The following is a 12,635-nucleotide window of genomic DNA, read 5'->3' on the forward strand; positions in this document are numbered from 1 at the left end:
CGCCGGGCGCTTGAGCAATTTGAAGGCTCCACGCCAGGCGCGCTTGCCCGAAACGACCAGTCCAACTACCAATCTCAAACCCGCAAACTCTCGTTATGACCGAGGGACCGGCGGGGAGCAGGTCACTCCGTGGAGCTGAAACACCTGCTTGGCCAAGTCGGCGCCGATGATTGATACTTCCTTCATTGCACGATCCTCCTGAGAACGGCGGTGAGAAAGTCGGCCATGGTAGCGGCGGGGTGAGCCTGCTGCGGGCGGCGTAAAAGTCGTCCACCTTTACCCTTTCTGGAGGCAGGGAGGGCGGGAGGATTTTCACCGTGGACTTGTATCGCAAGGTGCGACTGGCCTGTGCCGAGGGGATGAGCCAGCGAGAGGCGGCGCGTCATTTCAACATCTCGCGCGACAGCGTAGCCAAGATGATGGCGTTCTCTGCTCCGCCCGGCTACCGCCGCACGGCGCCCGTGAAGCGGCCGAAGCTGGATGCCTATACGGGGATCATCGAAGGCTGGCTGGAAGGGGATCGCGCGGTTCATCGCAAGCAGCGGCACACGGCCAAGCGGGTATTCGAACGGCTTCGTAACGAGCATGGTTTCCGCGGCGGCTACACGATCGTGAAGGATTACATGCGGGAGCGTGAACGGCGCGGCCGCGAGATGTTCGTGCCGCTGACGCATCCGCCGGGTCATGCCCAAGCCGACTTCGGCGAGGCGGCGGTCGTCATCGGCGGGGTCGAGCAGAAAGCGCATTTCTTCGTCATGGACTTGCCGCACAGCGATGCCTGTTTCGTGCGGGCTTATCCCGCGGCGACAGCGGAAGCCTGGGTCGATGGCCACGTCCATGCCTTTGCTTTCTTCGGCAAGGTGCCCGCCTCGGTCCTCTACGACAACGACCGCTGCCTGGTTGCGAAGATCCTGCCGGACGGAACGCGCAAGCGCGCCACGCTCTTCAGCGGGTTTCTGTCGCACTACCTGTTCCGCGACCGCTACGGCCGCCCAGGCAAGGGAAACGACAAGGGCAACGCGGAGAGCCTGGTCGGCTACTCCCGCCGCAACTTCATGGTGCCGATCCCGTGGTTCGCGAGCTGGGACGCGTTCAATGCCTATCTGGCGGGGCAGTGCTGCAAGCGTCAGGCGGACGTGCTCCGCGGCCAGTCCGAGACCATCGGGGAACGGCTAGCGCGGGATCTGGCAGCGATGGCCGACCTGCCGACCGCACCGTTCGATGCCTGCGCATCAGGCCACCGGACGGGTCAGCTCCCAAGCGCTGATGCGCTACAGGACCAACGATTACTCGGTGCCGATCGCTTATGGCCACCGCGACGTCTGGATCAGGGGGTATGTCGACGCAGTCGTGATCGGCTGCGGCGGCCAGATCATCGCACGCCATCCCCGCTGCTACGGCCGCGAGGACATGGTCTTTGACCCGGTCCACTACCTTCCGCTGATCGAGCGCAAGATCAATGCCCTGGACCAGGCGGCCCCCTTGGCCGAATGGGACCTGCCGCCGGCGTTCGCGACCCTGCGCCGCCTGTTGGAAGCACGGATGACCAAGGCGGGACGACGGGAGTATGTGCAGGTCCTGCGCCTGCTGGAGACCTTCGACATCGACGATCTCCACGCCGCTGTGAAGAAGGCCCTGCAATTGGGCGCGGTCGGCTTCGATGCCGTGAAGCACCTCGTTCTCTGCCAGGTCGAGAAACGGCCGCCGAAGCTGGACCTCGACGTCTATCCCTATCTGCCGCGCGCTCACGTCGCGACCACGAAGGCCGCCAGCTACATGTCCCTGCTGTCGGGGAATGCGGCATGACCGACACCCCGAAGATCCTGCTCGCGGATCATTTGAAGACGCTGAAGCTGCCCACCTTCCTGCGGGAATATGAGAAGCTCGGCCGCCAGTGCGCCACCGAGGGGCTGGACCATGTCCAGTTCCTGGCCCGCCTGGTCGAGCTGGAGCTGATCGACCGCGAGCGCAGGATGGTCGAGCGCCGTATCAAGGCCGCGAAGTTCCCCGCCACCAAGAGCCTCGACAGCTTCGATTTCAAGGCGATCCCCAAGCTGAACAAGATGCAGGTGCTGGAACTCGCCCCGAGCGAATGGATTGACCGGCGCGAGAACGTCATTGCCTTGGGGCCCAGTGGAACCGGCAAGACCCATGTCGCCCTCGGGCTGGGGCTGGCCGCCTGCCAGAAAGGGCTGTCGGTCAGCTTCATCACGGCCGCCGCGCTGGTCAGCGAGCTGATGGAGGCCCGCGACGAGCGCCGCCTGCTTCGCCTGCAAAAGCAACTGACCGCCGTCAAGTTGCCCATCATCGACGAGCTGGGCTTCGTGCCCTTGTCGAAGACCGGCGCCGAACTCCTGTTCGAGGTGATCTCGCAGCGCTATGAGCGCGGCTCGACGAGGATCACCAGCAACCTGCCATTCGATGAGTGCGAAACCTTCGGCACCGAACGCCTGACCGGCGCGCTGCTCGACAGGCTGACCCACCACGTCAATATCCTCGAGATGAATGGCGACAGCTATCAGCTCGGCCAAAGCCGGGCTCGAAAGGCCGTAGCCCCCACCTGATCCTCGTCAGATGAATTGGCCCCGCGGGCCAATGCGCCCTGCCACGCGCCAGCTATGGGGCAAGCGCGCGCGGCATGGCGCTTGCCGCCGCGCCGCTGGCCTGGTTTTGCGCCGCCGCGTGGCCGGTTTTTAGTCCGCCGTTGACATCCTCCTGATCCGATCCGGACCATCGTGGCACGAGTGCCGTCAGGAGGGGCTACCCAACCCATCATCAACGTCGATCGGATCAGAAGCCTGGTCGTGTACTTCCACTTGTTTTCAGATGCTCTAGGCTAGAAGAGCGTAGCTAGCGATTGTCTGAACAGGAACGAGTCTCGATGGGTCGAACGGAACCAAGAATAGCTGTCATCATCTGCTCACTGGGACGCCCGGAGCTTATTCGGAGCCTCATCCCTCACTTGATGGCGCAGACATTGCCAGCCAACGAAATCATTCTCTCCGTCCCGAGCGCCGATGACGTTCCCTCGGACATCGACTGGTCCGCGCAGCCCGTACCGACCCGAGTCCTCCAAACGCCGAAGGGACTGTGCATTCAGAGAAACCATGCGCTCGACGTCGCGCTTCCCGAGAACGACATCATCGTCTTCTTCGACGACGACTTCTTCCCCAGCCGCTACGCTCTCGAAGGCATAGCCAACGCCTTCGAGGCGTTTCCCGAGATTGCCGGGCTGACCGGGCGCCTGCTTGCCGATGGCATCCAGAGCAGCGGCATCTCTCCGGCCGAAGCGGCGCGTATGGTCGCCGAATGGGACGAAACCCAGAGCGGCGCCGTCACGGAGCCGAAAACCTTCATGGCCGACGGGGTCGGGCTCTACGGCTGCAACATGGCCATGCGCAGCAGTCGTATCGGCGACAAGAGATTCGACGAACGGCTTCCCCTCTATGGCTGGCAAGAGGATGTGGATTTCGCGAGCCGCCTCGAAGGTCGCAAGATCAAGTGCGATGCGCTGGTGGGCGTGCATTGCGGCGTCAAGGTGGGCCGGGAGCGCAATGGCGGCCCGCTGGGCTACAGCCAGGTCGCCAATCCCTATTACCTGATCCGCAAGGGCTCCATGCCCTTGTCGTTCGGCCTGCGGCTCGGTGTGCGAAACATCCTGTCCAACCACGCACGCGCTTTCCGCCCCGAGCCATGGGTTGATCGTCGCGGTCGAGTCAAAGGCAACTGGCTCGCGCTGATCGACATCCTGCGGGGCCGATCGGCACCCGAGAGAATATTGCAGCTTTCTCGCAAGCGGTAGGGACCATTCCGCGAACCGGAACTGCCGCATCCCTGCGCCCCCGCGGTCCAGCCGGCCACGGGGGCGCGGCCCCGTTCAAAGGAAGATGTCGCCGTTCATCGCCTCGTAATCGGCACGAGAAAACGCCTGCAGGAAGATCCGGCCACCATCTTCGATCTCTACGACCGTGCTGCGATCGCGGTTGCCACGGAACTCGATATCGTAATCCGCGCCACGAAGGTCGATGCGATCCTCCCTGGAAAAATCGTGGATGATATCGTCCCCGTTGTTCAAGACGTCGAGCACGAAAACATCCGCGTACTTCTCGCCGTTTCGACCCATATCGGCCCGGAACCAATCGTCGCCCGCCCCGAGCATCATGGTGTCGCGGCCCAGATCCCCGAAAACCCGATCGTTGCCTGCTCCGGCATCGAGCCAATCGTCTCCGCCCCGGCCCCGTAGAGTGTCCTTGCCGTCTCCCCCGAACACAAAATCATCCCCCTTTCCGGCAGAGACGAAGTCATTGCCGTCCCGGGCGAGAATCCTGTCGTCTTCGGCCGTGCCAGACAGCCTGTCATTGGCCTTGCTGCCGAAGACTTCCGTCATCTCGGGAATCTCCGGAGCCACGGGCATGAGTTCCACGGCATAGGGCTCTGACTTCACCTCGACTTCATTGCCGTTGATGTTGTCGCTGTTGACGTGGAGGACCCGCAGATCTTCGTCGCTGCGTCCGGCATCATGCTCGAACAGCCTGATATGTCTGGTCGTGAGATCGCCCTTGGCGTTGCCGTTGTCTTCCACGACGAAATCCACGGTGTCACCCTTTTCAAGGTCGATCCCCCGAAGCGTCAGCTCGCCCATGTCGCGCGTGACGAGCCGATCGATCTCGGCTCCGTTCAGGCGCACGGAAACGGCGATGCCGTCGGCGCTCGCCTTGGCGACGCTGTAGCTCGCGACGATGTCGACCGGGCCGCTCTGCTCGGCGACATAGCGGTCGACCGGATTGCGATCGTCGCGCGAATTGCGGCTGAAATCAGCGCCCAGCACCTCGACCTGATCCATGCGGAAAGGCCGCGCCCAACCGGAGCCGAGAAAGGGATTCCAGATCTCGTTCGACCGCTCCTGCCCGCCCATGATTTCAAGCGTTTCCATGACCGCGCCGCGCCCGTTGACCTTCTCCAGAAGCTGGGACCAGCCGCCCGCACCCGATTGCTGCAGGTCGAACTCGAGGAAGCTGTCGGCGATCGCGCCATGGCCTTGAATGGTGACGTCCTGCCCCTCGACGAAGATCACTTGGCCATCGAGGAATTTTGGCTGCTCGATCACTTGCCCATAGACGTCGCGGACCGAGATGCCGTTGCCGGTCAAGGTCAGAGCCTGGGGCGCACCCCAAACGGCGCTGACACCTTCGCCAAGGTCATAGACCCGCAGCGTCCCGTCGGTCCCGACCCGCTGGATCGGTCCGCCGTCCCCGACGAGCGTCTGGAGATGCTTATAGGCGGTCGCGACGCTGTTGGTGACACCCACTTTGTCGTAGAGTCCCATTTCGGCATGGGACGAGCCATCCTCGTCATAAAGAGCGTACCACGCGGCTGAATCCACCCCGTGGCTTGCCAATTCGGCGGTCATCTTCACGAGGTAGTTCGCGTCGGCCCCCTCAGGCCCGACCAAGGAGGACTGGCCGAATTCGGTGACCATGAGCGATGGTCGCTCGGAAGCCGGCAGTTTGTCGAGAACGCTGTTGAGAACGTCCAGAGCCTCGCCCGCCGCTTCGGGAGTGAGACCGTAAGGGTGAAAGCTCAGCGTATCCATGTATTTGAAGGCGCCTGCATCGATCAGGTGCTGCACGAAGCCGGTCGGCACCGAGTGCAGGCCGCCGCCGATGATCTCCACATCCGGATGAGCGGCTCCGATCTTGTCGGAAACGCCCTTCAGGAGGCGCGTGAACAGCTCCGCCTTGAAAGGCAGGTTGTCGGTTGCCGCTTCTCCTGACACGAAGGCCGACGATTTCCCGTTGTACTCGTTGCCGATCTCGATCTTCTTGAGATCGGGAAAGCGGTCGAGCACGGCCAGTACGTAGTTGGCAAAACCCTCTATGGCCTCGTCGCTGGCTGCCCATTTGCCGTGTTGGTAATTCGGATTGCCCTGCGGCAACAGTGTCAGGATCGGATCGCCGCCCTTGGCGAGAACCCAGTCGAGATAATTGCTTCGCTGATCGCTGAAATCGTACTGCCCCGCCTTGTTTTCGACTCGGTGCCAGTTCAGCCCGCCGCGGACGAAGCTCGCGGCCACCGCGTCGAGGTCGGCGCGCGCCGTTGCTCCATAAGGGCCACCTTGTCCATAATGGGTGGCCACGCCGAGATTGAAGCCCGTCGTCGAATGCGCCGTCATGATCATGTTCCTGCCTTCTTATGTAAGGCTAGGAACTAGGGGCCGAATATGGCCAACCCGCGCGAAAGGTCGGACCAAATCAAGAAATGTTCCGTGCAACTGATGCCAAATTTTCGTGTTCTCGAGTGATGGCTCGGAACTGTATCTGTCAGACCGGTCCCTGAATTCATGACTGACCAGTTCTGAAAACTGCTTCGTCTCATCACTTGCCAGACTTTTCCGCATGCCAGGCCATCTCGGAACGGAACCAGACCGATGGCGAACCGCGCTTGCACGGCGCTGCATGGTAGGTGGGCCAGTTCGTCGTGCGATAGCGGGTCGAGGGAGAAGGCTTCGACACCCCAATGAGCCGACAGTCAGGGCCCCGTTCGGAAAGTCCCCCTCACCGAGAGGCGCGGCAACGTCGCACAAATGCCGCCAAGAGGGGCTACCCAACCCATCGTCAACGCCCCTCGCCCAGCCCTTTTCAGATCGAGGTGGACAAATCGATCGCCTGCAGCAGCGGCCCGACGAGCTTGTCCGCCCCGAACCCATTGAGGTGCCCATGATCGAAATACAGGGGCATGACGCCATCGGTAGCCTTGCAAAAGCCGTCCGAGCACAGTGTTTGACTGGGTCGAAAGATGCTGACACCGAGCTTTCGTTCGAGGGTGGAGAGCATCCTGTTCGAAGGGGCCGCCTGCGCGCCATGTTCCGCTTCGGCAATTCCCACCGGATCATTGGGAAGGCCGCGCAATGCTTGGGCGTTCAACTTATGCGGAATGTTCGACCTCATCCCGGGGATCTGCCCACTGAGCACGACCTCCTTTCCTGCTTCGAGATAGGCTTCGATCTCGGTCTGGATGATCTTCTCCATCCCGCGAGCCCGCTCTGCTCCACCACCGAACCAGTTGTTCTCATCACAAAACTTTCCGCATCCCAGATGCGCCTGCCAGTTCACGAAAAACACCACCGTCGAGATGTTCTCCGAGGCAAGGATATGCGCCTTCGCAGCCTCAAGAAACATGTCGCAGGCGCGCGGTTCGTCATATGCGGCGAAAGGCAGGCAGCCATTCCACAGAAACCCCTGTACCGCGTAATCACGGCCTTCCATCTGTTTTGTCGTGCGCCAGAAAATCTCTTTTCCATGACTGTCGCCGACAAAGGCGACGAGAGATTTGTCGTTGTCGCCAAAAACGCAGAAGCTCTCGAAGTCCTGCGGCAAGGTGTTGCCGCAGCTGTCACGGTAAGGACTGATGCTTTGCTGACCGATCGCGGCCAACCGGCGCTGTTCATCGAGCCGACCCGGAAAACCATCCGCAAGATGAACGGTCAGTCCCGCAGCGACCATGGCCGCAAGTCCGGCCCCGCCGCCGATCAGGATCGTCCGCCGCCCAATACGAACACTGCTGCGAAACGGTGCCTCTACGAATGCCCAGCTTGCCCATGCCAGAAGAAGCGTGATCCCGATCAACACGCACCATCCGACCACGGAAATCTCGATGAAGTAGAACCGAGACATGACGAACAGAGGTTGATGCCAAAGATAGGCGCTATAGCTGATCAATCCGATCCCGATCAGCGCCTTCATGGTCAAGAAGCGATGGACCATCGTGCCCGGCATCGCGAACAGGATGATCGCGCAGGTGCCTACGACCGGTAGCAGGGTGGCGGCGCCGGGATTAGGGGTGGTCTCCTCAAGCAGCATATAGGCCAGAAGTATCGCAACGAGACCGGCCAGGGAAAACAGATCAGCCATCAGGCGCCGGACGTGGTCCGCCGGCGCAGCGGGTCTGATGAAGACCAGCAAGGCACCCGCCAGAAGCTCCCATGCGCGACCGGCGGGCAGGAAGAACGCTTCGGTCGGCGCGGTCTTCGAACCGTGCAGTCCGACCGAGAAACTTGTAAGGGCAAGGGCGGCCAGGACCCATTTGAGATTTCCGGGGCTGAACTTTGCCATCGTCAGGAGAAGGACGGGAAACACCAGATAGAATTGCTCTTCGACGCTGAGTGACCATGTGTGCAGGAATGGCTTGAACGCGCTGACCGACGCGAAATAATCGCTTTCGCTCGCGAAGAACACGTTCGACAGGAAAACGCCGCTCGCGACGACACTCTGTCCGAAATCCCGGAATTCCTTCGGCAACATTATCATCCATGCCAGCACGAACGTCACTGCGGTCACGACGAACAGCGTGGGAAGGATGCGCCTCGCTCGCCGCTCGTAGAATGACATGATGGAAACATGGCCCGTCTTCGAAAATTCCCGCAGCAGGATCGTGGTGATGAGATATCCGCTGATGACGAAGAAGACATCGACCCCCAGAAACCCACCGCTCACCGCGGTGAAACCGGCATGGGTCAGCAGAACGGGTATGACCGCGACAGCGCGAAGCCCATCGATCTCCGGCCTGTATTCCGTTCGCACGACCGGTAGCGCGGCGTTGTTGCCGCTCCCGCTGGTACCACAAGATTGCGAACCCTCGTCGGCCACAAATGCCACTGCGCTATCCATTCATGAAAGTTGAGCGAATAAAGGCGAATCTGGCAAAAGCTGCCTGTTAGACAGGTGGCAGCACATGGTTAATTTGGTGTTAATGCGTCATTGCCCCGACCATCGGATATCTGATGTTGTCCTGACGCCGGAGGCTTATCGAAATGTGGCCGCCGCAAGCAGACCGCAAATTGCGACAGCCGAGGACGCTTTGGAAGAAACCTCATGCGTCGCATTGCATAGAATTTCGGTATTTTGCGCGATTTTCGGGCGCCGTGCGACGAACGATCACACGATCGTCGCGGTCACGACGATTTCTATTCGGGGGGAATCTGGCACATGCGACTCGTGATCGGCAGCCGGATCGTTTCTGCCATTTTCAGAAGCGGATCAGAATTCGCGCAGCGATATCCAGACATCGACCGAAATCGGGGGTGCCCGTTTCCTCGCATGCTGAGCTCGCAGCCACGCCGCCCCTCGTCGAGTGGCGACAGGCCGCACGACCGCGGCCACCGGGTATAGCGGCGAACCTGCGGCGTGTCTCCTGCTCCGAATCCGGGAGGATCTCAGCCTTCGGGCGTGTCACGCGAGACTTGGACCTGCACGGTATCACCGGGCTGCAACGCCGTCGTAGCTGCCACGTCGCGTCGCGCTTCGCCGGTGCGCCCGTCGATCAAGGTGTAATCCACCTCGAAGACGCCTTCGTCCAGAAGCGTGGAAAGGTTGCCATCGGCAAGCAAAAGGCTCTGGCTCTCGGCCGTGCCGTACCGGACGCGCAATTCATTCAGCTGCTCGCGAGAGGCACGCAGTGCGAGGAGAGCTTCTTCGGTGCTGTTGCGAAGAAATCCGTCACGGCCACGCTTGGCCGCAGAAATCCCGCGTTCGATACCGGTCAGCGCGGCCTCCAGCTCGAGGGTGCGCGCCTGCGCGTCCCCGGCAAGCTGTTCGGCCCGATTGAGCGAGTTCGTCGTGGCCAGGCCGCGATCCGCGAGGGATTGCGCGTTGGACAACTCCGCCTGCAGCGATTCCACGATCTGGTCCTGAAGCTGCATGCGCTCCTGCAGCAGTTCCTGCTGACGCAGCAATCCCTCGATTTCCTCGTTCCAGCCTTGGACGAGTTCGATCTTGCGGGCGCGGGAGTTGTCGAGGATCGCCTGTTGATCGGCGACCATCGTTGCCAGTGCCGCGTCGTCGGTGACCGGCACCGACTGGCGCAGGGCCTCGCTTGGAACCACCGTATCGGTCGTCTCGTCGATTTCCGCTTCGAGGCGGGCGATCCGCGCGACCGTCGCCATGATATCGAGCCGCAGCGTCAGAAGTTCGCCATCGATCTGGTTTTGCGCGCGCGCAACATCGAGACGTTCGGCGCCCCTCACCTTCGAGATACCGCCCGACAGTCCCGCGGCCGACTCCACCGTCAGCTGCGGCAGATAATCGTAGCGCCCCGGTGTCGCCACGTCGCCGGTGATGAGGATGGGGGCATAGCTGTCGACCGCGATGTCCACGTCGGGCGCGACGAAGATCCCGGAGGCCGCGACCGCCGCTTCGATCGCGGCCTCGGCCGCATCCAGAGTCATCCCGGCGACGGGCACGCCGCCCGCGCTACGGACCCGCACTGTCCCGTCGGGACCGATACGGGCCAAACGGGGTTCATCCGAGGCGGAGAGCGACATCATCAACTCGTCACCCGGCGTCAGCAGATAATTTTCGGCGTCCACCGCCGTCCCCACGAACAGGGACAGGGTGACGAGTGCGAGGGTGTTACGATGTGTAGGCATAGGACTGCTCCGCCGCGTATTGGATGCTTTCCTCGCGCAGATCGGTCATCGTCAGGACCAGCCCCACGGGTTCGATCTGCATGTCGCGCAGACGCTTGAGCGCGTCGCGCAACGCCGGAGCCGACGTCGCCCGGTGACGCACCACGACGAGAACGGCCTGCGCCTCGCTGCAATAGGTCAGCGTTTCCGACACCGACAGAAGCGGCGGCGCGTCGATGATCACCCGGTCATAGGTCTCGCCCAGCACGTCGAGAAGATCGCGCAGCGCGGAGGGGGTGATCTCCTGATGCGACGGCCGGTTCGGAGCGATGTTCGTCAGCAGGTCGAAATCGAGCCCCGGCAGGGGACAGATCGCCGACTGAATATCGCACTCCCCGCGCAGATAGGCGTCGAGATCATAGCTTCCGGTCAGGCCAAGTTCACGCTGAAGAGGAGAGCGCCGCGTATCGAGATCGAGCAGGATGGTCCTCTTGCCGCTGCGCGCCTCGGAAAGCGCGAGGGCGAGCGCGGTGCTCGTCTTGCCCTCGCTCGACAGTGCGGAGGTGACGATCACGCTGCGCGGCGCGCGCTCTCCGCGCGGCCCCCCCAGAACGGCGCGAAGCTGCCGCACCCGTTCGGCGAAGACATGATAGGGGTCCTTCACCAGATCCTGCAGCATCCGGCTGCGGCTGCGCCAACGGCCTGCGGGCAGCGACGCCAGCACCCTTACGCCTGTCGCGTGCTCGACCTCGTGAGCGAGGCCGAAGCCGCGCCGCATGAAGGCGGACAGGAACGCGAGGACGAGGCCGATCGAAAAACCGATGATCCCGCCGAACACCGTGAACAGCTTGGGGCGCGGTGCAGAGGCACCGGCCGGGACGACGGCCCGCTCCACGAGCCGGGCGTCCGGGTTCTGGAACTGCTCGGCGGTCCGGGTCTCGTTGAAGCGCGACAGCGCCTCCTCATAGGTCTTGCGCGCGGACTCGGCCTCACGCTCGAGTTGACGCAGATCGGTCGAGGCCCGGGACACGGCGGCATGCCGGGCTTCGAGCGTGGCAAGGCTGCTGCGAAGCACGGCCTCGCGGGCCTGTGCCACGGCGACGTCGTTGCGCAGGCCCGAGACGATCGACCTGACCTCATTGACGAGGCTGGTCTCGGTCAGCTCGATCGAGGCCGCGATGCGCTGCCGTTCGGGATATTCCGGTCCGAACTGCGAGGCCAGATCCAGATCCTGTCTTTCGAGGTTCGACAGCTCCTGCCGCAGGGACAGCACGAATGGCGACGTCACCAATTCCGCCGCCGCGGTCATGCCCCCGTCTTCCATCACCCGCTCGATCTGGTTGTAGCGCGCGGTCGCCGACGCGGTATCGGCCTGCGCCACCGCGAGCTGGGTGTTGAGCTGAAGCTGCTGCTGCGAAATCGCCTCGAGCGAAACGCCGTCCTCATCGAGCTGCGTCACACGCATTTCCTCGACCCGCGCCTCTGCCGTCTCGAGCTGCTCGCGCAGTTCGGCCGTACGTTCGCCGAGCCATGTCGCCGCGGCGCGTGCGGTCTCGCTGCGTTCGCGGACCGATCGGTCGATGTATTGCGAGGCGATCCGGTTGGCGATGAGCGCGGCGAGTTCGGGCGATTCCATCTCGACCGAGATCATGATCACGTAGGAATCCCCCGCGCGCCAGACGCGGATGCTGCTGCGGATCTTTGCGACCAGTCGGCGCAGCCGCTGGTCCTGTGCGGACATGGCCTCGATCGCAGGAACCGGCTCCGGCGCATCGGCCCGCGTCAACCCGATGGTCTGTGCGAGGCCGTCGATGCCGTTCTTGATCCTCGCGCCCAGCCCGTCGCCCGCATCGGGTGCCGCGCTGACCGGGTCCAGCGGCGCGAGCACTTCCGGCTCGAAGCTGTTGATCACGTCCTCGATCAGCAGGTTCGACCTGAGCACGGCGACTGCGGACTCCATCAAGCCGTCATTCAGGTCGGGATCGGAAATCACCGCCTCGTCGGACATGACCCTGATCGAGCGAGGGTCGAGCATCAGGCTGCTTTGCGCGGTATAGAGCGGCGTCTGGCGCGACACGGCCGCAAGGGCGAGCGCGGCCCCCAGCAAGGCGCAAATCACCACGATCCACTTGCGTCGCCACAGGGATCGGAACAGCATCGACAGATCGATGCCTTCATCGCCGCCCTGGCTGCCATTGGTTGCGTTCACTGCCGGCACTACGGGTCGCGCAGT

Annotated in this window: 6 protein-coding genes and 1 pseudogene; 3 read left to right on the top strand and 4 right to left on the bottom strand. The window is 62.7% G+C overall.

Annotated features, from left to right (window positions below):
• Positions 1 to 317 precede the first annotated feature (317 nt).
• The 3 genes and pseudogenes from istA (at position 318) to ACJASC_RS14845 (ending at position 3,802) form a co-directional block, all read left to right on the top strand.
• Positions 318 to 1,806 (top strand): annotated as a pseudogene (gene istA, locus ACJASC_RS14835) (IS21 family transposase).
• A complete protein-coding gene (gene istB, locus ACJASC_RS14840) occupies positions 1,803 to 2,564 on the top strand; it encodes an IS21-like element helper ATPase IstB (RefSeq protein ID WP_415146684.1) in 762 nt (253 codons plus the stop codon). The pseudogene istA and the gene istB overlap by 4 nt, the downstream one beginning before the upstream one ends.
• Before the next feature lie 317 nt (positions 2,565 to 2,881).
• Positions 2,882 to 3,802, top strand: coding sequence for a glycosyltransferase family 2 protein (locus ACJASC_RS14845; protein ID WP_415146685.1), 921 nt, complete (start codon positions 2,882 to 2,884; stop codon positions 3,800 to 3,802).
• A 75-nt stretch (positions 3,803 to 3,877) separates the two neighbouring features.
• Here the strand turns inward: ACJASC_RS14845 and ACJASC_RS14850 are convergent, their stop codons facing one another.
• The 4 genes from ACJASC_RS14850 to ACJASC_RS14865 all read right to left on the bottom strand — a co-directional run bounded on the left by ACJASC_RS14850 (position 3,878) and on the right by ACJASC_RS14865 (position 12,611).
• Entirely contained in the window at positions 3,878 to 6,178 is a 2,301-nt protein-coding gene (locus tag ACJASC_RS14850; RefSeq protein WP_415146686.1) for a calcium-binding protein, read from the bottom strand.
• Between the two features lie 460 nt (positions 6,179 to 6,638).
• On the bottom strand, positions 6,639 to 8,666 hold the full coding sequence (locus tag ACJASC_RS14855; RefSeq protein WP_415146687.1) for an acyltransferase family protein: 2,028 nt from the start codon (positions 8,664 to 8,666) through the stop codon (positions 6,639 to 6,641).
• Positions 8,667 to 9,211: 545 nt separating this feature from the next.
• Positions 9,212 to 10,423 carry a polysaccharide biosynthesis/export family protein gene (locus ACJASC_RS14860; RefSeq protein ID WP_415146688.1) on the bottom strand — a complete coding sequence of 404 codons (1,212 nt, stop codon included), beginning with the start codon at positions 10,421 to 10,423 and terminating at the stop codon, positions 9,212 to 9,214.
• Positions 10,407 to 12,611 carry a GumC family protein gene (locus ACJASC_RS14865; RefSeq protein WP_415146689.1) on the bottom strand — a complete coding sequence of 735 codons (2,205 nt, stop codon included), beginning with the start codon at positions 12,609 to 12,611 and terminating at the stop codon, positions 10,407 to 10,409. The genes ACJASC_RS14860 and ACJASC_RS14865 overlap by 17 nt, the downstream gene beginning before the upstream one ends.
• Positions 12,612 to 12,635 lie beyond the last annotated feature (24 nt).

Source organism: Limimaricola cinnabarinus, assembly GCF_047631075.1.
Taxonomy (GTDB): Bacteria; Pseudomonadota; Alphaproteobacteria; order Rhodobacterales; family Rhodobacteraceae; genus Limimaricola; species Limimaricola cinnabarinus.